The organism is Mesorhizobium sp. M0571, assembly GCF_040320985.1.
In the GTDB taxonomy this organism is placed as follows: domain Bacteria; phylum Pseudomonadota; class Alphaproteobacteria; order Rhizobiales; family Rhizobiaceae; genus Mesorhizobium.
Genome location: NZ_JAMYQT010000003.1, coordinates 120,628 through 139,601 on the forward strand (window position 1 = coordinate 120,628; position 18,974 = coordinate 139,601).

The following is an 18,974-nucleotide window of genomic DNA, read 5'->3' on the forward strand; positions in this document are numbered from 1 at the left end:
CGCTTCAAGCGTCTGCTGTTGTGCGTGTCGTTGTCCCAAAGCCGCTCGCACCCCTGGGTCAGGCGCAAAGGCAGGCATTTGGGCGACATGCATGCTCTTGGGCGAAATGCATCAGGCGGCATGCTCCAGCGCGCCTTGCCTGGCGTTGTCGAGAACGCCGAGGAAGGTCGCGAACTGAATGTCGGGGTTCATCTGCGGCCGCTCCGAAAACAGCTGCGCCGCCGCCGACAGCCGGTCGTACTCGGCCTTGTCGCTCCATAGCCGCCTGACCGCGGCGACCCAGTCGTCGAGCGGTGCGTCATAATCGAGGACCACGCCGCCGGCGCCAATCGCTTCCGGCAGGCCGCCGCGCCGGGACCCGACGACCGGAATGCCGCTGCAATGGGCCTCGGATGCCACCCGCCCCCAGGCCTCTTCCCATTTGCTGGGCGCCAGCAGGATTTTGGTGCGGCCATAGACCGTCTTCATATCGCTGGTGCGGCTTTCCAGCCTGACGTTGCGCAGCGGCGCGATAACCTGTTCGATCTGCGCCCGGTGGTCGTCGTCGAGCTTCCAGCTTTCGACGAACAGGAACGGAATTTCGGGGCATTGGCCGGCGATGCGCACGGCGAGTTCGAACCCTTTTTCATTGTAAGGATTGATCAGTGTGACGAATTCACCGGTCGTCGGCGTGCTGTAGAGCCCGGGATTGATGGTCGGCGGGATTACGGTCGAATCGATGCCGAACTTTTCCTTATAGGTGCGCGCGGTGAATTCGGAGTTGGCGATATAGAGCGCAGAATGCAATTCGCGCAGGTCACCGGCCAATTCGTGGAATTCGACATTCCGCAGGTAGACCACCAGCGGCACGCCGAGCGCCTGCAGCGCTTTTCCGATCGGCACCGATTTGTGGCACTGCACGACAGCGACATCGGGATCGAGCCGTTCGACCGCGAAGCGCGCCGCCTCCCAGGGAAACCATGCCCGCACGACCGGATAGCCGGGATAGCTGTCGATGACCGCACGCTGGCGAAGCAGCTTCATCTTGGCGCGCGCCTTGAAACCGAACATGCCATCACCGAACAGCGCCGCCAGAACGGAGGCGTCATGACCGTGCTCGCGCAGCTGCTCGACCAGATGGTGCGTGCTCGACTGAACGCCACCGCTGAACTGCGGCGTGTAGCCGTTGCCGCCTGCAAACAGAACTTTCATGGACCTGGCTCCTTGCTGGACCGCCCTATCGTCACGCCGCCATTCTGCCGATGCTGTGGTATTCGATGCCGTGGCGGGCGATGACCTTGGGGTCGTAGATGTTGCGGCCGTCGAAGATGACGGGCGTGGTCAGCGCGTCCTTCAACGCATCGAAGGACGGCGCGCTGAAGCTCTTCCACTCGGTCACGATCAAGAGCGCGTCGGCTCCTCGTACCGCAGCCTCCTTGGTCCCGCACAGCTGCAGGTCGTCGCGCAACCCGTAGATCGCTTGGCATTCCTGCATCGCCTCCGGATCGTAGGCCTGCACATTGGCACCGGCGGCCCAGAGCGCTTCCATCAGCGTACGGGCCGGGGCCTCGCGCATGTCGTCGGTATTGGGCTTGAAGGCCAGGCCCCACAGCGCAAAGGTCTTGCCCTTGAGATTGCCCTTGAAATAGCTATCCACCTTCTCGAACAGGACCGACTTCTGCTGGTTGTTGCGCTCCTCGACAGCGCGCAGCAGCTTGGCGTCGAATTTGACGGCTTCGGCGGCCCTGATCAGGGCGCGCACGTCCTTCGGGAAGCACGAGCCGCCATAGCCGAGGCCCGGATAGATGAAGTGGTAGCCGATGCGCGGGTCGCTGCCGATGCCCTTGCGGACCTCCTCGATGTCGGCGCCCAGCTGCTCGGCCAGATTGGCCATTTCGTTCATGAAGCTGATCTTGGTCGCCAGCATGCAATTGGCCGCGTATTTGGTGAACTCGGCACTGCGCACGTCCATCACGATCATCTTTTCGTGGTTGCGGTTGAACGGGGCGTAGAGCTCGCGCATCACCGCCTCGGTGTCCTCGTTGCTGGTGCCGACGATGATGCGGTCGGGCTTCATGCAGTCGCTCACAGCGGACCCTTCCTTGAGGAATTCCGGATTGGAGGCGACGTCGAAAGCCAGATCCTCGCGCCCGCGCGCCTTCAGCGTCTCGGCGATCCTGGCCTTTATCCTTTCGCAGGTGCCGACCGGCACGGTCGACTTGCCGACGACGATCTTGGGCGCGTCCATCTCACGACCGATGGCCTCGGCGACGGCCAGCACATATTTGAGGTCAGCCGAACCATCCTCGCCAGGAGGCGTGCCAACGGCGATCATCTGGATCTGGCCATGCCTGATCGCCGCGGCGGCGTCGGTGGTGAACGTGATGCGGCCGGCGGCATGGTTCTCCTTGACCATGTTTTCGAGCCCGGGCTCGAAGATCGGGATATGGCCCTGGTTGAGCCGCTCGACCTTTTTCGCATCGATATCGACGCAGACCACCTGATGGCCGACTTCGGCAAGCACCGCCGCCTGTACAAGACCGACATAGCCAATTCCAAAGACAGTCAAATTCATTCGATTTCATTCCTGTTCAAAGCTTCGGACCGCCTTCGGCTCGGCCGGTTCAGATGCGTTTTTAGTTCGTCTTGCATGCCAGCGATTCCGGGAACTGGCAGGGCTGGCCAAGTGCGGTGAATGCGACGCGGTCCACCTGCATGGTGAGCTTGCGGCCCGGATCCGAGAACGGCCCCATCCAGCCCTTCAGCGTATCGGTGCCCCACAGGCTGAAATAGATTCTTTGCGAATGAGTGGGCAGCTTCGCGGGATCGGTGATCTCGTGGACAAGCTTGCCGTTGACGTACCAGCGCAGCCGGTCCTTTTCCCAAACGAAGGCGTAGTCGTTGAAGGCCTTGTCGGTGCCGCCGGCGACGTCGACCAGCTTCTCGTTCTTGCCCTTGCCGGCTATGTAGGCGTTGACCTGGACCTTGGACGTGTCCTTGGTCAGCACCTCGAAGTCGATCTCATCATGCGGCTGTTTGTCGGCATCGCCGACGAAGCTGAAGAATGCCGCGTTGACGCCTGAGCCCGTGTCGGTCTTCATCCGCGCCTCGTAGGTGCCGTAGCCGAAGCGCTGCTTGGTCTGGATCTCGGCGCAGGCGAATTCGCGATCCTTCAGCTTGCGCTTCTCGAAACCGAGCGTCAGCATGCCGTCGGAAAGCCCGATCAGGCTCTTGGACCAGGTGCAGTTCTGATGCTTGCCATTCGTCCAGCCGTCGGAAATATACCAGCGCGCGCGACTGATGCTGGTGAAATCATCGACAAAAGACGGCGCGGTCGGGAGATCCTGGGAACGGGCGGGCGCCAAGCCCACAATCAGGCTGCCGAGAACGACCAGCAGAAACGCCCTGTCTGGACAGAGTCGCCGCAGTTTGCCTCGCATCTGGCGTGTGAACGAGGTGCCGCTGGTTGGCGGGGTGGACGTGCTTTTAGGATCTGCGTTCATATCAAACTCACCTTTGTGCTGTGCACCCCCAAAGCGATCGTTCGAACCATTGCGAAACAAGCTGATCTTGACCTCTGTCGCCCCTAAGCTCCTTGTCGCGTGCCCAAAACCATTGCGTATGGCGCCGACCCAGGATGTTCGCTCAACCTGTGCCGGGACCGGCGGGTTTGGCAAAATCGATCCTTATGTTTGGAGCGTTCTGCCGATTCTCATCGAAGATTGCATCCAGCGAATGACGGAGCTCGTTCATCATCTGCTTCTGGCGCGAGAGCGCCGCGATGCGCCGCTCGCAATTCAAGATCGACTTGGTCAGTTCGCCGACTTCGGAGGACCTGCGGGAGGAGACCGCTCCGTTCTCCATTGCCTCGACCAGGAAGGCGGCATTCGTGGCCGTTGTCCTGTAGCGGTTCTCTAGTCCGCTCTTCTCCGCCTCGACCTCGGCGGCGATCTGGTCGAGCAGCTTTGCCAGACGATCAAGGCGCGAGGTGTCGGTCTGCCTGTCGCGCGCCGGATCTCTCGATTTGAAGCCGAAGATCGAGGCCATGTAGTCAGCGCCCCTTCATCGTCGAGCTGGTGACCGGCCTTGGCGCCCGTCCACGTTCAAAAGACATTTCTTGCATCGTCCAGCTCCTCTGACAGGGGATGTGTCTGGCCCGTTCGGTTGGCCGTCCAAAATTGCTGCACCGCAACATAGATTGCCATTCCCCGAGCGCATAGGCAACCACCTAGATCGTAAACTCATAAATCTCGTCGAAATGGGGCGAGCCGACCGAAGGGTAAGGGCATGGCTACCGGGATCGCCACGTTGACGAGCCTAGCGTTCGCTGGCCGTGCTGCTTCCGGCCATGAGGAAGCGCAGCGGCGGCACATGCTGACGCTTCGCGGCTAGGCCGGCGCGGCGAAACAACGCATCCAGCTTGTCGGCGGCAACGCCGCGGACGACGGCCATGAGGTTGGACGGACCGGCCAAGGCGTAGGCCGCAGCCGGTGCCAGCCCGCGCTCGGCCTTCACATCGAGGAATTTCCGCAACCGGTATTTGTCGCGTATGTGCCGCTCGTGCCGTTTCAGCGCAGCCTTCGATCCCTCCGGCAAACTGTCGATCGCAAGTAGTGCCAGATCCGCATCGGCCAGATGCTTCAGGTCCTGGGTCTTGTGCCGTCCACTCAGCGAATCGGCGCGCACGATCGCGCCGTAGCCACAGGATTTGATGACCTTGAAGCGCGCGCCATGCGCAACCGCACGCGCGTAGAGTTCGTAGTCTTCACCTAGGCGCAGCTTCTCGTCGTAGCGCAGCCCATGCCGATCGAGGAAGGCGCGGCTGATCACGGGTTTGAGGAAGCCCAGTTCCCCTCGTTGCACACGGCGCCTGGAGATGTTGGCGTCGATGAAACCTTCGAAATCGAGGAATTCCGGCTCGGGCGAAAACGGTGGAGCGACGATTTTCGAGACGTCGGTTGCCGCGTCATCCCTGACAAGCATGATGTTGTCTGCCGCGAAATCCCAATCGGTGCTGGCGAACAGTCTGTGAAACCTGCCTTCGAAAAAGAAATCATCAGCGTCCAGAATGCTGATGAACGGCGACCTGGAGCCGGCTATCGCGGCGTTGCGGGCAAAGGAGGGGCCGCGATTGACGTCGAAGCGGATGACCGAAAGGCGGCCCGTGCCGTCGTCGGCTGCGTGGGCGACTTTCGCGGTATCGTCGGTGGACGCGTCGTCGACGACGACGACTTCCGCAACCTCCGGCTCGCGCAAGGCCGATGCAATGGCAGCCGGGATTGTCCGCGCCGCATTGCGGGCGGCGATGATCACGCAGACCTGGGATGATGTCATGGACATGCCTCTCGATTGCAGAAGTCGTTGCGGATTTCTTCGCCCTCCCCGCTCAATGCCTCACCACCCGTCTGACATGCATCGGCCAAATGCCTATGCTGCAAGTGCGAAGCAAGCATCGCCAAAATCATCGGCGCCGTCCAGTTTTTCATTTGCTGGGTGTCATGGCGCGGTTGGGCAGGCGGCGAGCCTCAATCGGGATGGCTCCCGAAATGCGCCGCTTGGCAGAGCCGTTCCTACACGCTCCATCAGAGCGCTCGACCGGCGGGAACCAGTTGCTGATCCTCGCCGACTGGACGGCGGCGACGGAGAGCGAGCGCGTCGAGGCCCGGAGTATCAAGGAATTGAAAGAACAGGGATGCCGACGCCGGTGTTGTTGAGGCGAGCAGTTCGTCAGAGGGCTGGCCAGCGTAACCGCAGGTTACATCGACATCGCTGACCGCGGCCAAGGCCCGAAATCAGTGAAGGCCTCTCCTGGCGCTGAATTTCTCGCCTTCGGCCGCTTCGTTCGAACTCAGCTTTCGTTCTGCGTCGCGAATTTTGTCGGCCGGGGTCGGGGCATTTCTTGCGACCATGGCAAAGATCAGCAGAAAATAACCGAGTTGGATGACTATGGCGCAGCCGATGACGCGAAAAAGCGTCGTGCCGAGCGAGGCGCCGCCCAAATAGGACCAGACGACCACGATCGCCAGTGCAAAAACCATGCCGATAATGAACTTTGGCAGTGACATACCCGATAGCCCGTCAACCGGCTCGGGAAAAATTGTCGATAAGCCCACCCCGAGCACCTCCCTTAAACTCTGCGAGCTTATTAAGGTTGCCCGCTTGTGGCCGGTTGCTTCCGACCTTGCCCAATCTGTCCATACTCCGACAGAAACAATTTGCAACTCTATTAAGGTGTGCAATAGGCGGCAAGGGCAGCCACGAATAATTTTAAGCGAATCCTCGGGATCGACTCCGCCATGGTGCAATGCACACATAGCTGTCACCAATGATTGCCGGATATGGACTCGCTCCAGTAAGATTAATAGTATTATCTAGTATTTTACCATAATGTCAGGCCATATCGGGCGATTCTAAATGACGTCAAAGCTCGATAACAGGGTCTCAAGAGCGAATCGCCTAAAAGGCGCCTCAAAAATGGACTAGTTTTTTCAAAGTTGCCCATCGTCGGTCTCTTTTGTGACATAAAGGCGAAATTTTGTGCAGGATGCGTTTATTATTTAGTCAGTTCATGACGCGACTATTACAGCCGGCTGGGAAATTGTGTGTTGCGCTGCAACATTTTTTTGGTATCGTGCGGTAAACCATCCGTTCAACGTATGGAGTTTACGCATGAGGGACGTAGCCAAGCCGGCCGACGCGGATTTTTCGCAGGCCGGCATCGATTTTCCGCCACCGATCGGCGGCCTGCTCAAACGCAGCTTCGATATTGCCGGTTCACTGATCGGTCTGGTTGCTCTCAGCCCGCTGTTCGTGATGATAGCGCTGCTTGTCAGGTTTTCCGATGGCGGGCCGATTTTCTATGGTCATAGCCGGATCGGCCGCGGAGGACGGATTTTCCCGTGCCTCAAGTTCCGCACCATGGTTCCGGACGGCGAGCGGGTGCTTGCTGCCTATCTTGCCGCGAATCCGGAGGCCAACGCCGAATGGATGGCGACCCGCAAGTTGAAGAACGATCCGCGGATCACGCGCGTCGGAGCGGTGCTGAGGAAGCTCAGCCTCGATGAGTTGCCGCAGATCATCAACATCCTGCAGGGAGATATGAGCCTGGTCGGGCCTCGTCCCGTGGTGCGTGATGAGCTGGAGATCTATGGCAGTTCGGCTGTCTATTACCTGAAATCGCGCCCCGGCCTGACCGGACTCTGGCAGGTCAGCGGACGCAACGATGTTTCCTACGACAGCCGCGTCGCGTTCGATCGGCACTATGTCGAGAACTGGTCGATGTTCGAAGACATTCGCATCATCATCAAGACAGTACCTGCGGTCTGGATGTCGCGAGGCTGCTACTGACGGCCGCATGCCGGCCATGGATCGAGGAGCGACTGTCCAGAATTCAGGCCCCGAACTCGGGTTTCAAGCATCGGCAGCTCATCGGGCGGGGCAAATCGGATCGGAACCGTTCATTGAAAGCAGACACCTTCGAAATCTCTCGCACCAGCTTTCTCACCAGACGCACGCGCCGCGTGCGGCTTCTAGCGACGTGCTTCGCGCTGTCGCTGGCCCTGCCCCAGTTTGCCGCCGCCGACGACTATCGGCTTGGCTCACAGGACAAGCTGACCATCCGCGTGGCGGAATGGCAGACCGTCGAAGGCACGTTCCGTGACTGGTCGGCCATCAATGGAGAATACACGGTCGGGCCGGCAGGAACCTTGTCGGTGCCCTTCGTCGGCGAGATGCCCGCATCCGGCAAGACGACTTCGGAGATCGCGGCATCGCTCGGCGAGGCGCTGCAGCGCAAGCTCGCTCTGGCCGACAGGCCGGAGGCTTCCGTCGAAATGGCGCAGTACCGGCCGTTCTACATTTCCGGCGAGGTGCAATCGCCCGGCCAGTATCCTTGCGTGCCTGGGCTGACCGTGCTGAAGGCGATGAGCATTGCCGGCGGAGCCCGGCGGAACCCGGATAGCGGCCAGCGCTTCGACCGCGACCTGATCAATGCCAAGGGCGATTTCGATGTGCTTCAGGACCAGCAGGTCCGGCTGATCGTCAGGCGCGCGCGCATCGAAGCGGAACTGGCGGACAAACCGGCATTCGACGTGCCGAAGGAAGTTGCCGACGATCCGAAGCTGCCGGGCATCGTTGCCGACGAGATGGCAATCCTGGCGGCCGACCAGAAAAAGCTCAAGCTGCGCCTGCAGGCGCTCGATGATTTGAAGACGCTGCTGCAGAGCGAGATCGATTCGCTGCAGAAAAAGATCGTCAACCAGCAGAAGCAGGTCGATCTGGCGAAGGAACAGCTCAACGGCATCGGCTCGCTGGCGCAAAAGGGCCTGGTCGTCAACACGCGGGTTTTGAACTCGCAGCAAACGATCGCCGACCTCGAAGGCCAGATCCTGGATTACGACACGGCTATCCTCACGGCCAAGCAGTCGATCAGCAAGGCTACCCAGGACGCCATCGACCTGGAGAACACCCAGAATGCCGGCCTCGCGACCGACCGGCAACAGACAGAGGCCGATCTCAACCAAACGACGCTAAAGCTGAATATGGAAAAGGGCTTGATGTCCGAAGCCCTGTCGGGCAACCCCATGCCGCAACTCTATGGCAACAACGAACCACCCGCCATGTCGTTTTCCCTGGTGCGGGTGGTCGACGGCAAGACCAGCGAAATCACCGCCGGCGAAGACACGCCGGTGCTGCCAGGGGACGTAATCAAGGTCAAACCGGCGCCTTTGGCCATTCAGTAGCTTTCTTCCACGGAGTGAAGCACCCACCTCGCAGACAGCGGTCTGCGGGGTTTTGGGCTTGGTCTTTATGGATCAGAAAACAAGACAGCCTTCGGGCAACGAACAGCTCGGATCGGCTCTAGCTTCGCACGGCGTCCGGCTCCTCGAGATGGTTTACCGCGGCCCACCGGGAACGGGCGACGGCCGGCACCTTAACCAGCTTGAAGTAGCTGTAATACAGCAGGAACGATCCCATGATGTAGGGATTGAGGGTCTCGACCTCGACGAAGGACCGTATGAATAGAAGCACCATCACGCCGGCGAGAATCACCGACTCGGCTTGCCATGTCCTGAATATCAGCGCCGAGACGTGACCCCAGAGCGTACGCAGGATGATCAGCGAAAGCAGTGTCGCACCGACGAAGCCGAGTTCCACCAAGGTCTCGATGTAGGTGTTGTGGAAGTGGAAGCCGCTTCGTGCGGCGATATAGAATTCGTTCCATAGGCGCTCGGCTTCGGAGAAACCCTGCACCCAATAGGCTGCGTAGCCCACACCGAGGATGGGCGATTGCTGCGCGGCGTTCCAGCCCTGCTGCCAGAGGTAGGTCCGTCCGGTGAGCGTCGAATCCTTGCCGAAGAGGCCAAGGACGAAATCCATGAGCCCGAGATTCAGGGCAATCACAGTGCAGGCGACCAGCCCGCCCGCACCGATCACGAAAATCACCCGCCGGTGGCGAAGCGAAAGCAGCTTGCCGATGGAAAGCAGGGCGACCAGAGCGAGGACTGCCGGGGTCGATGCCATTGACGTGGCCGAATGCGACACGACCAGCAAATAGCCCGAGAGAAGGACGATCGGTACGATCAATAAAAAGCTTATGCGGCCGCGCCTGAGAAAAGCCAGGTAGACAACGCAGAAGTAGATGCCAAGCGATGCGACAAAGCCGATCTGGTTCTTGGAGCTGAATGCACCGACGAAATTATATGTCCCGTCGAGAACGTCGTAGGAATAACTCGCGACCTTGAGCGAGTAGAGCAGGACGACAAAGATCCCGATCAGGGCGCCTATGGTCAAGGTCCGGACGCTGACGGTGCGCGCGGCAATGTAGGCGCAGGCGATATGGGAGCAATATTGGATGGCCGTCCTTGCCGTGGTGCCGGGAGCTGCCGACCAGAACACCGAGAAGCAGACATAGGTCGCAAACGCCAGTGGAAGCCAGGCGCTGGAAGCGTGCCTTAATATCTTCCGGTAGTCGACCAGGATGAGCGGCAGCCAGACCGCATAATAGGCCAGGATCATGGTCTGGCCGAAAATGGTCGAGTAGGAGAACGCCCAGATCGAGACGGCAACGGCAAAGCTGCCATAGGCCGTGTTCTTGTCCGGATCGATCAACAGAGATTTTGGGATCTTCATCTCGGTAGCGGTTTTCCGTCCTTGTAGTTCCACGCAGTCGTGGACGCGCCATACGCGAGCGATTATTGTGCAGCGCAATATAACCCAACTCTCGCCATTTGTCACCCAAAGACGGCGTCGACCGCGTGCCATGCCGGCCGGCTGACAGGTGGCGCCCAGGGCTTGCCAACAGCGGACGGAAAGAGAAATAATTTGCAGACGCTGGTCACATGGCGGAGGGGACACGGATGGACAAACCTCGAATCTTCCTGGGTTCGTCAGGAAAGCAGAAGAAACTGCTGCAGGCGCTGACTCGCGGCCTCGAAGACATCGCGAACGTGGAGCCCTGGACGACGTCCTTCAATCCCGGGACAACCACCCTGGAGCGCCTCCTCGAGCTTACGCGGGAAGTCGACTTCGCCGCTTTTGTGTTCGCTCAGGACGACTGGACCAGTGCGAGCCAGCCGGCTTCGCCTGCTGCGGCGTCAGCTCAAGCTTCACCGCGAGACAATGTGGTCTTCGAAGCCGGCCTTTTTGGCGGAGTTCTCGGAATGCGCCGGACGTTTATCCTCCATGCCAATGGCTCCAAGCTTCCAAGCGATCTGCTCGGCCTCACCTCTGTACGGTACGGCGAAGCGACGACCGGCGCGGAGATGAGAGCGGTCAACCAAAAGCTGCGGAAAGCCATCGAGAATGAGCGTCGCGTCGCCCGCATCGAGGGCCTTTGGTGGCAGTTTTCCCTGACGGAGCGCAGCGTGAGGGAGCCTTCCGCCGTGAGCCTCTTGCGGATTTCGCGAGACCGCGATGGTGCGCTGGAGCTAGCCGGCCGCTCATGGCAAGAGAATGGCAGCCTATCGGCCAGATACTGGAGCGAAGCGGTGAAGGAGAGAAAGGAGCCTCCCGGCATCTTCTACTTTTGGAATGGAGAACGGCCCTTGGACGCGAACGCGTCGCAGTTGTTCGGGACAGGAGAGATCCGGCTGGAGTCCGCCGATCGCGCGTCCGGGTACTTCACCACGCGAGCGGACACGCCGCCAAAACTGAACGCGCGCACCTCCGGTGTTTACTTGCGCGCCGATCCGGAGGATCTGAGCATCCTGGACGGGCGCGACAATCAGCGGCGCGTGGAGTTGATCGCGGAGCGACTGAGCCATTGGAAATCGATCAAGAACGTCTGAACCCGGTGCGCATGGAAGTCGCTCCGATCCGTCCGGTGCTTGACCCTGCGACGCCTTTAAACCGCTCCTTCTGGCCCACTATGAACCCGCTCGGAGGCTCCAGATGTCGACTTGCACTTGTCCGCCGTTGACTTCACATTCCCGCCGATGGCGACCGGCCAACGCCTAACCGGATAAGCCAGCAAGGAAAGATCACATGCCGATGAGTTTCGCGGGACGATTTGCCGGACGATCTGCTGTTATTACCGGCGGCGCCTCAGGCATCGGCCTACCCATCGCGCGAAGGATCGTTGACGAAGGCGGGCGTGTTTCGGTCTGGGATCGCGATGCCGCCCAGATCGAGCAGGCCAAGGCCATTCTTCCAGGTTTGCACAGCGTGACCCTCGACGTCGCCGACCCCGTAGCGGTCGAAGCCGCCGCCGGAGAGACGATCGAAGTGCTTGGCGCGGTCGATATCCTTGTCACCAGTGCTGCCATCACGGGGCCGAACATGACGACCTGGGAGTATTCCGTGGAGGATTGGCGCCGGGTCATCGACATCAACATCAACGGCGTCTTCTTCTGCAACAGGGCGCTGGTCCCGCATATGCTCGAACGCAATTACGGCAGGATCGTCAACATCGCCTCGATTGCCGGCAAGGAAGGTAACCCGAACGCCTCGGCCTATAGTACCTCCAAGGCGGCGGTGATCGGCATGACTAAATCGCTCGGCAAGGAACTGGCCAAGACCAAGGTGACGGTGAACTGCGTCACGCCGGCAGCCGTGCGCACCGCGATCTTCCAGCAGATGAGCCAGCAGCACATCGACTTCATGCTATCGAAAATACCAATGGCGCGGTTCGGCGAGGTCGAGGAGGTGGCGGCGCTGATTTGCTGGATCGCGTCCGAGGAATGCTCGTTCACGACGGCTGCCGTCTTCGACGTCTCCGGCGGCCGGGCGACCTACTGAGGCGAGCGGCAAGGCAAGCCGCTCCCGGGCGCGAAGCCTCAGTCGTGAAGCTCACGCGAGATCGGCGGGCCGATCGAAAAATCGCTGAATGTGACCTCGAAGCCCTCGCGCTGCGGCGAGCAGCACATCATGCCGACATCGACCGTTTTCGATGGCGGGAAATAGGCAAGCCGCACCAGCTTCCACTGCTTGTCGGACGCGTCCAGATACTGGACGCGGATCGTCTCGGCGTGACGGGTCAAGCGGATCCTGACGCCGTCCGGATCGGCGGGAATGTTGGCCAGCGACCAGTCGGAGGCATCGTTGGTGACGACGACGGAAAAATACATCAGCCCGTCGGTGTATTCGATGCCGGCCTTGATCCAGTGCGTTTCGCTCAATCGCACCATCAACCCGGCCTGATCGTAGAGCACTTCATAGCGCCCGTTGACGGTGACTTCGGCGCTGAAATCGCCCTCGACCTCACGATAGAGGAAATGGCCGTTGTCGCGCCAGAAGCCGTAGAACGTCTCGCGCCAGAAGTCGGTCTCCTTGCCGGTCCGCACATGCACTGTACTGTCGCCGAATTCGTGATGCGGCGGCGGATTGAGCCAGGTCAGGTCCGTATTCTCAGATGTCATCGACTTGCTCGCCTGCCTGGCTGATCCCGGGTGAGTGCCGCCTTGATTAGCCGGCAAACGTGTAAGCGGTCTTCACCGTGGTGTAGAATTCCGCGGCGTAGCGGCCCTGCTCGCGCGGGCCGTAGCTCGATCCCTTGCGCCCGCCGAAAGGCACGTGGAAGTCGACGCCCGCCGTCGGCAGGTTGACCATGACCATGCCGGCTTCCGAATTGCGCTTAAAATGCGTGGCATGCTTGAGGCTGGATGTGCAGATGCCCGACGTCAGCCCGAACGGCGTGTCGTTGGCCACCGCCAGCGCCTCGTCATAGTCTTTGACGCGGATGACGTTGGCGACCGGTCCGAAGATCTCTTCGCGTGAAATGCGCATGGCGTTGGTGGTTTCGGTGAACAGCGCCGGTTGCAGATAGAAGCCGCGGGTTTCGCGATCGAGCCGCTCGCCGCCGAAGGCCAGATCGGCACCTTCCTGGCGGCCGATGGCGATATAATCTTCATCCTGTTTCAACTGACTCTGATCGACAACCGGCCCGATCTGGGTCTTCGCGTCGAGAGCATCGCCGACGACCAGCTTGGCCAGGCGATCCTTGAGCGCCTCGACGAAGCGGTCATGGATGCCGTCCGTGACCACCAGGCGGGACGACGCCGTGCAGCGCTGGCCGGTCGAGAAGTAGGCACCGTTGATGGCGCAATCGACGGCGACGGCAAGGTCGGCATCGTCGAGCACAACAAACGGGTTCTTGCCGCCCATTTCGAGCTGAAACTTGCGCATGTGCTCGACGCTGGCGGCAGCGACGCGCTTGCCGGTGCCGACCGAGCCGGTGAAGGTGATAGCGTTGAGGTCAGGGCTGTCGAGCATGGCCTGGCCGACCACCGAACCCTTGCCCATGACCAGATTGAGCACGCCCTTAGGCAGGCCGGCGCGGTGCAGGATGTCGACAATGGTCCAAGCGCTCTCCGGAACGAGTTCCGCCGGCTTGAAGACGATGGTGTTGCCGTAGGCCAGCGCCGGAGCAATTTTCCAGGCCGGGATGGCGATCGGGAAATTCCATGGCGTGATGATGCCGACCACACCGACCGCTTCGCGGGTGATCTCGACGCCGACGCCGGGCCGCACGCTCGGAACCAGTTCGCCCGAAAGGCGCAGCGTCTCGCCTGCAAAGAAGTCGAATATCTGGGCTGCCCGGACGGTCTCGCCGATGCCCTCGACCAGCGTCTTGCCTTCCTCGCGCGCCAACGCCCGGCCGATTTCATCCTTCCGCGCGATGATCTCGTCCGACGCCTTCCTCAGCACAGCATGGCGTGCCAGCAGACCCGATCGAGACCACGCCGGAAATGCCGCTTTCGCCGCCGCGATGGCCTGCCGAGCCTGCTCGGCGCCCCCCGACGCATATTCGCCGACCACGTCGTCGAGATTGGACGGGTTGATGTTGCGGGAGCCGGCATCGCCCACCCACTCGCCATCGATGAGGTTCTTTCGAAACGGGATCATGTCGCTGTCTTCCTTGTCGTCCTTCGATCGCCGCCTATCTGGACCACCGACCGCCACACCGCAAGGCCGAAGGCGGGCAAACTTCTCCTCCTCGACAGGCATGTGATAGATGTCGAGGCGGGAGAAGATGATTCTAATGTGCTGCGACGCGGATCGCACGGGAGGAAAAATGTCATGTCCGACAACGCCTTGCCGCTGGTGATCAGCGCACCGGAGCCACGCACACTCGACCTGATCTTCACGCCGGCTGCGCTGGCGAAATTTCGATCGAAATACCGCATCGTCGAAACATCGTCCGAAGGTGTCACAGCCTTGCCGGCTGATGTGCTTGCCGAGACCCGCTACATCGTCGGCCAGCCGCCGATCACGCCGGAGACGCTGGAGAAAATGAAGGCGCTGCGCTGCGTCTTCAATGTCGAGAGCAACCTCATCAAGAACATGCCGTATGAGACGCTGTTTTCGCGCGGCATCCATGTCGTCACCACCGGCCTGGTGTTTGCCGAGCCGGTGGCCGAGCTCGGCCTTGCCATGGCGCTCAACCTCGCCCGCGACATCGTCGACGCCGACCTCGCTTTCCGTCAGGGCAAGGAGCTGTGGGGCGGCGACGGCAACCGGACGGCGCGGCTTCTTTCCGGCGCGGATGTCGGCATTATCGGCTTCGGCGATCTTGGCCGTGCGCTCAACCGGCTGCTGTCGGGCTTTCGCACGCAGACGAAAGTCTTCGATCCGTGGCTGCCGCCGTCGATCCTGATCGACAACGGCGTCGAGCCGGCCTCGCTCGACGACGTTCTGTCGAACAGCGATTTCGTCTTCGTCGTCGCTTCGGTGACCAGCGAAAACCAGGGTTTCCTCGGCGCCGAGGCGTTCGCGAAGATGCGCAAGGGAGCCGCTTTCATCCTGCTCAGCCGGGCCGGCGTCGTCGATTTTCCGGCGCTGATGAATGCGGTCCGCAGCGGCCATATCGTCGCCGCCAGCGATGTCTTCCCGGAGGAGCCGCTGGCCCGGGACCACCCGGTCCGCACATTGCCGGGGTTCCTGCGCTCCGCCCACCGGGCCGGCGCGCTCGACATCGCCTTCAAGCGCATGGGCGACATGGTGCTGGAGGACATGGACCTGATCGATCGCGGCCTGCCGCCGATGCGTTCGAAACGGGCCGAGCGTGAGACCGTTTCGCGGATGCGTTCAAAGCCGGTCGACAAGAATTAAGCCGTCTGTCCCGATGGTCGCACATGCTCAGACCGTGAAGGACCAAAACAAACAGGCCAGTGTCGCTGCGGCGAAGACGACGAAGAACAGGCTTCTCAACAGGATGTTGCGCCGCAGCTCGTTGATGAAGAGATGGCATCCGACGACGGCTGCGACAAACAGGAAGCGCCAGTTCAGCAGTGCCGAGAGCACATCGCGTTGACCGAAAGCAAATCTGGCGGCGAGACATCCAATGATGACCGCGAACAACACGATCACCGCCCAGAAGATCGCATCGGCGGCATGCGTCAGGACGATGCCGGCAAGCCTGATCGGCAGAACCATCATCAGCAGTGCGCTGAAAAAGTAGACCGCCGCGAGCGGAATGAACGTCCCCGCATCGACGACGTCGCTCAGGCGCTTGGCGCCGATCGCGCCATAGGGATAGCCATGCCTGGCCACGACCAGGCTGAGCGCCATCAGCATGGCCGTCAGCACGGCGACCAGCGCGAATGAGGTCAGGGCTTTGCTCATGAGGCTCCCGTTCCGAACGAATCGAAGTCAGGACGTTGGTAGCCCATGGTTTGTAAATTGCTAGTAAGCATCATGCAGCGGCGCGGCAGAGTTCCTCGGCGCATTCACTCCGCAGCTTGAAGACGCCGGCCGTCGATGATGGTCTTGATCTCGGCGCGGCAGGAGCCGCAATTGGTGCCGGCGTGAAGGACGGTGCCGATTGCCGCGACGCTGGTGCAGCCGCCGCGCACCGCTTCCGCGATCTGATTGGCGCCGACCCCGAAACAGGCGCAGACGATGGCGCCGCGGTCAACGCTGTTGCCGCCCGGCCGTCCGGCGACAATCGCCAGCCGCGCCTGCCGATCGGCGTGGTCCGTGCCGAGCTGCTCCACTGCCCAGCCGCGCGACACCGCCACCGGGGTGGGCGCAAGATAGAGCGCGCCGACCAGCCGACTGCCCGCGAAACGGGCGAAGCGATGGTGCCCGCCGGCGATGTCGTGATAGGCGAGCGTTTCCCCTTCCGGGCCGAACAGCGCGGCGGCAAACCCGGTCCAGTCGCGGCCGGACTGCAGCGCAATTTCGAGGCGCCAGCCGGCGGGGCAGCGGGCGAGGCTCCAATACTCGGCGTCGATGGAGGCGGGCCGTTCGGCAAGCACGGCGAAACCGAAGGCCGTGGCGGCGAACCGCTCGATCCGGCCAGCAATATTCTTGGAGGCCGGCTGGCCTGAAATCGCATCGGTGATGGGCGCGACCAGTGCATCGATACGCGCACGGGCGGAAAATTGGTCCGTCCAGTGCATCGGCACGAACACAGAGCCTTGGCGTTGGCGCACTGTCACCAGCGCGCGGACCAGCACCTCGCCATAAGCCGACGATACGCGGACGATGTCGGCATCACCGATGCCGAAGTGCTGCGCATCCGCCGGGTGAATTTCGACGAAAGGCTCGGCCATATGCTGCGACAGGCGCGGGCTCTTGCCGGTCCGCGTCATGGTGTGCCAGTGGTCGCGCACGCGCCCGGTGTTGAGCACCAGGGGATAGTCCGGGCTGGTGCGGGTTTGTGCGGTTGGGCGGATGGCAATGAAGCGTGCCTTGCGGTCGGGCGTGTAGTAGCCGCCGTTGGCGAAGAAGCGGGTGCTGGCTGAGCTATGTTCAGCTTGAACGCCACCCTCTAGTTGACGTCCAGCTTTGTCGGCACGACTGGACTCCACCTCGTTGAGGCGGCTCTGAGAGGTCGAGACTTCACCACCGACCCCACCCCGTCCCGCTTGTTTCGCTTCGCTCAACGCGCGCGCCGACCCTCCCCTCAAGGGGGAGGGTGAGGCCGGCGCTGGCCACTGGAACGGAGCAAGCACTTCATAGGCATTTCCGTCGACACCTGCATAGGTGCCGATATCGAAGTCGCGGGCGCCGCCATTCTCGAATGTCGAGAGCGCGGCGTGTTCGGCGAAGATATCGGCCGGCGACGTATGCGAAAACGCCTCGCCGAACCCCATCCGACTCGCCACTTCGCCGATGATCCACCAGTCGGGCTTCGCCTCGCCGGGCGTCGCCAAAAAAGCCCGCTGGCGCGAGATGCGGCGCTCCGAATTGGTGACGGTGCCGTCCTTCTCGCCCCATGCCGCCGCCGGCAGCCGGACATGAGCGTGGCGTACCGTGTCGGTCTCGCCCAGCACGTCCGAGACAACGACGAACGGGCAGGCCTTGATCGCCGCTTCGACGGCATAGGCATCCGGCATCGAATCGACCGGATTGGTGGCCATGATCCACAGCGCCTTGATGCGTCCGTCGGCCACCGCTTGGAACATCTCGACCGCCTTCAGGCCGGGTTTTTCGGCGACGGTTGGGGCGTTCCAGAAGCGCTGCACGCGGTCGCGGTGCTCGGAGTTTTCGATCTCCATATGGGCGGCCAGCATGTTGGCCATGCCGCCGACCTCGCGGCCGCCCATGGCGTTTGGCTGGCCGGTCACCGAAAACGGCCCGGCGCCGGGCTGGCCGATGCGGCCGGTAGCAAGATGGCAGTTGATGATGGCGTTGACCTTGTCGGTGCCCGAAGACGACTGGTTCACGCCCTGGCTGTAGACGGTGACCGTCTTCGCCGTCGCGGCAAACAGGCTGTAGAAGCGGGCCAGTTCATCCTCACCAAGGCCGGTGGCCGCGGCGATGCCGGCAAGGTCGAGCGCCGAGGCGGCGAAAAGAGCTTGCCCGAAGCCGGTCGTGTGCGCCGTGATATAGGTGCGGTCCAGTGCGTTGTGCTGGCCGAGGTAGGCGAGCAGCCCTGTGAACAAAGCAACGTCGCCATCGGGCGCGATCGCCAGATGCATGTCGGCGATATCTGATGTCATGGTGCGCCGTGGGTCGATCAGCACCACCTTCATCTCGGGCCGCTTTTCCCGGGCCGCGGCAATGCGCTGGTAGAGCACCGGATGGCACCAGGCGAGATTGGAGCCGACCAGCACGATCAGGTCGGCAAGCTCCAGATCCTCGTAACTGCCCGGTACCGTGTCGGAGCCGAAGGCGCGGCGGTGGCCGGCGACCGACGAGGCCATGCACAGGCGCGAATTGGTGTCGATATTGGCCGAGCCGACAAACCCCTTCATCAGCTTGTTGGCGACGTAATAGTCCTCGGTCAGCAACTGGCCGGAGACGTAGAAGGCGACCGCATCGGGGCCGTGCTCGGTGATGGTTTGCGAGAAGGTCGACGCGACCAGGTCGAGCGCCTCGTCCCAGTCGGTGCGGCGACCGTGGATTTCCGGATGGAGCAGCCTGCCGTCGAGGTCGATGGTCTCGGCCAGCGCCGAACCCTTCGAGCAGAGCCGGCCGAAATTGGCCGGATGGTCCGGGTCGCCGCGAACGGTTATCTCGCCGTCCGCAGCGACCTTCGCCAGCACGCCGCAGCCCACCCCGCAATAGGGGCAGGTGGTCCTCACCTCGCGCGCTTCATCAATCTCCAT

At 61.7% G+C, this 18,974-nt stretch carries 16 protein-coding genes; 5 read left to right on the forward strand and 11 right to left on the reverse strand.

The features are described 5' to 3' along the window. Positions 1–111 precede the first annotated feature (111 nt). The 6 genes from NKI85_RS05170 to NKI85_RS05195 all read right to left on the reverse strand — a co-directional run bounded on the left by NKI85_RS05170 (position 112) and on the right by NKI85_RS05195 (position 6,293). A complete protein-coding gene (locus tag NKI85_RS05170) occupies positions 112–1,191 on the reverse strand; it encodes a glycosyltransferase (protein WP_352522574.1) in 1,080 nt (359 codons plus the stop codon). Between the two features lie 31 nt (positions 1,192–1,222). After that, the gene (locus NKI85_RS05175) at positions 1,223–2,554 is read right to left on the reverse strand and encodes a UDP-glucose dehydrogenase family protein (protein ID WP_352776298.1); all 1,332 of its coding nucleotides are present in this window, start codon (positions 2,552–2,554) and stop codon (positions 1,223–1,225) included. A gap of 61 nt (positions 2,555–2,615) precedes the next feature. Next, positions 2,616–3,482: an endo-1,3-1,4-beta-glycanase ExoK gene (exoK, locus tag NKI85_RS05180; RefSeq protein ID WP_352522572.1), complete on the reverse strand. Its 867-nt coding sequence runs from the start codon at positions 3,480–3,482 to the stop codon at positions 2,616–2,618. A gap of 142 nt (positions 3,483–3,624) precedes the next feature. Beyond that, positions 3,625–4,026 (reverse strand): hypothetical protein, encoded by a 402-nt coding sequence (locus NKI85_RS05185; RefSeq protein ID WP_352522571.1) that lies wholly within the window; start codon positions 4,024–4,026, stop codon positions 3,625–3,627. A 270-nt stretch (positions 4,027–4,296) separates the two neighbouring features. Then, the gene (locus NKI85_RS05190; RefSeq protein ID WP_352522570.1) at positions 4,297–5,319 is read right to left on the reverse strand and encodes a glycosyltransferase family 2 protein; all 1,023 of its coding nucleotides are present in this window, start codon (positions 5,317–5,319) and stop codon (positions 4,297–4,299) included. A 452-nt stretch (positions 5,320–5,771) separates the two neighbouring features. Beyond that, complete coding sequence (locus tag NKI85_RS05195) at positions 5,772–6,293, reverse strand: exopolysaccharide production repressor protein (protein ID WP_352522569.1); 522 nt, start codon at positions 6,291–6,293, stop codon at positions 5,772–5,774. 355 nt (positions 6,294–6,648) lie between these two features. Between NKI85_RS05195 and NKI85_RS05200 the strand changes: the two genes are divergently transcribed. Both NKI85_RS05200 and NKI85_RS05205 read left to right on the forward strand, forming a co-directional pair. Beyond that, a complete protein-coding gene (locus tag NKI85_RS05200) occupies positions 6,649–7,326 on the forward strand; it encodes a sugar transferase (RefSeq protein ID WP_352522568.1) in 678 nt (225 codons plus the stop codon). 113 nt (positions 7,327–7,439) lie between these two features. Further along, on the forward strand, positions 7,440–8,720 hold the full coding sequence (locus NKI85_RS05205) for a polysaccharide biosynthesis/export family protein (RefSeq protein ID WP_502895987.1): 1,281 nt from the start codon (positions 7,440–7,442) through the stop codon (positions 8,718–8,720). 118 nt (positions 8,721–8,838) lie between these two features. On the opposite strand, the gene NKI85_RS05210 is transcribed toward NKI85_RS05205, so the two are convergent. After that, positions 8,839–10,110: an O-antigen ligase family protein gene (locus tag NKI85_RS05210; protein WP_352522567.1), complete on the reverse strand. Its 1,272-nt coding sequence runs from the start codon at positions 10,108–10,110 to the stop codon at positions 8,839–8,841. Positions 10,111–10,337: 227 nt separating this feature from the next. Between NKI85_RS05210 and NKI85_RS05215 the strand changes: the two genes are divergently transcribed. Together NKI85_RS05215 and NKI85_RS05220 are read left to right on the forward strand one after the other, a co-directional pair. Next, positions 10,338–11,267: a TIR domain-containing protein gene (locus tag NKI85_RS05215; protein ID WP_352522566.1), complete on the forward strand. Its 930-nt coding sequence runs from the start codon at positions 10,338–10,340 to the stop codon at positions 11,265–11,267. Between the two features lie 196 nt (positions 11,268–11,463). Continuing rightward, the gene (locus tag NKI85_RS05220; RefSeq protein ID WP_352522565.1) at positions 11,464–12,216 is read left to right on the forward strand and encodes an SDR family NAD(P)-dependent oxidoreductase; all 753 of its coding nucleotides are present in this window, start codon (positions 11,464–11,466) and stop codon (positions 12,214–12,216) included. A 38-nt stretch (positions 12,217–12,254) separates the two neighbouring features. Here the strand turns inward: NKI85_RS05220 and NKI85_RS05225 are convergent, their stop codons facing one another. Both NKI85_RS05225 and NKI85_RS05230 read right to left on the reverse strand, forming a co-directional pair. Further along, positions 12,255–12,836: a DUF1349 domain-containing protein gene (locus NKI85_RS05225; RefSeq protein ID WP_352522564.1), complete on the reverse strand. Its 582-nt coding sequence runs from the start codon at positions 12,834–12,836 to the stop codon at positions 12,255–12,257. A 46-nt stretch (positions 12,837–12,882) separates the two neighbouring features. Next, a complete protein-coding gene (locus NKI85_RS05230; RefSeq protein WP_352522768.1) occupies positions 12,883–14,319 on the reverse strand; it encodes an aldehyde dehydrogenase family protein in 1,437 nt (478 codons plus the stop codon). Positions 14,320–14,496: 177 nt separating this feature from the next. Here NKI85_RS05230 and NKI85_RS05235 point away from each other — a divergent pair, with 177 nt between their 5' ends. Then, on the forward strand, positions 14,497–15,528 hold the full coding sequence (locus tag NKI85_RS05235; RefSeq protein ID WP_352522563.1) for a hydroxyacid dehydrogenase: 1,032 nt from the start codon (positions 14,497–14,499) through the stop codon (positions 15,526–15,528). Between the two features lie 27 nt (positions 15,529–15,555). Here the strand turns inward: NKI85_RS05235 and NKI85_RS05240 are convergent, their stop codons facing one another. Continuing rightward, a complete protein-coding gene (locus NKI85_RS05240; protein WP_352522562.1) occupies positions 15,556–16,041 on the reverse strand; it encodes a hypothetical protein in 486 nt (161 codons plus the stop codon). Positions 16,042–16,145: 104 nt separating this feature from the next. After that, positions 16,146–18,974: a nitrate reductase gene (locus tag NKI85_RS05245; protein ID WP_352776303.1), complete on the reverse strand. Its 2,829-nt coding sequence runs from the start codon at positions 18,972–18,974 to the stop codon at positions 16,146–16,148.

Coding starts and splice junctions, on each gene's coding strand:
- NKI85_RS05220 (WP_352522565.1), top strand. CDS start 11,464: ATGCCGATGAGTTTCGCGGGACGATTTGCCGGACGATCTGCTGTTATT.
- NKI85_RS05175 (WP_352776298.1), bottom strand. CDS start 2,554: ATGAATTTGACTGTCTTTGGAATTGGCTATGTCGGTCTTGTACAGGCG.
- NKI85_RS05210 (WP_352522567.1), bottom strand. CDS start 10,110: ATGAAGATCCCAAAATCTCTGTTGATCGATCCGGACAAGAACACGGCC.
- NKI85_RS05240 (WP_352522562.1), bottom strand. CDS start 16,041: ATGAGCAAAGCCCTGACCTCATTCGCGCTGGTCGCCGTGCTGACGGCC.
- NKI85_RS05190 (WP_352522570.1), bottom strand. CDS start 5,319: ATGTCCATGACATCATCCCAGGTCTGCGTGATCATCGCCGCCCGCAAT.
- exoK (WP_352522572.1), bottom strand. CDS start 3,482: ATGAACGCAGATCCTAAAAGCACGTCCACCCCGCCAACCAGCGGCACC.
- NKI85_RS05215 (WP_352522566.1), top strand. CDS start 10,338: ATGGACAAACCTCGAATCTTCCTGGGTTCGTCAGGAAAGCAGAAGAAA.
- NKI85_RS05225 (WP_352522564.1), bottom strand. CDS start 12,836: ATGACATCTGAGAATACGGACCTGACCTGGCTCAATCCGCCGCCGCAT.
- NKI85_RS05185 (WP_352522571.1), bottom strand. CDS start 4,026: ATGGCCTCGATCTTCGGCTTCAAATCGAGAGATCCGGCGCGCGACAGG.
- NKI85_RS05195 (WP_352522569.1), bottom strand. CDS start 6,293: ATGTGTGCATTGCACCATGGCGGAGTCGATCCCGAGGATTCGCTTAAA.
- NKI85_RS05200 (WP_352522568.1), top strand. CDS start 6,649: ATGAGGGACGTAGCCAAGCCGGCCGACGCGGATTTTTCGCAGGCCGGC.
- NKI85_RS05170 (WP_352522574.1), bottom strand. CDS start 1,191: ATGAAAGTTCTGTTTGCAGGCGGCAACGGCTACACGCCGCAGTTCAGC.
- NKI85_RS05245 (WP_352776303.1), bottom strand. CDS start 18,974: ATGGAGATTGATGAAGCGCGCGAGGTGAGGACCACCTGCCCCTATTGC.
- NKI85_RS05235 (WP_352522563.1), top strand. CDS start 14,497: ATGTCCGACAACGCCTTGCCGCTGGTGATCAGCGCACCGGAGCCACGC.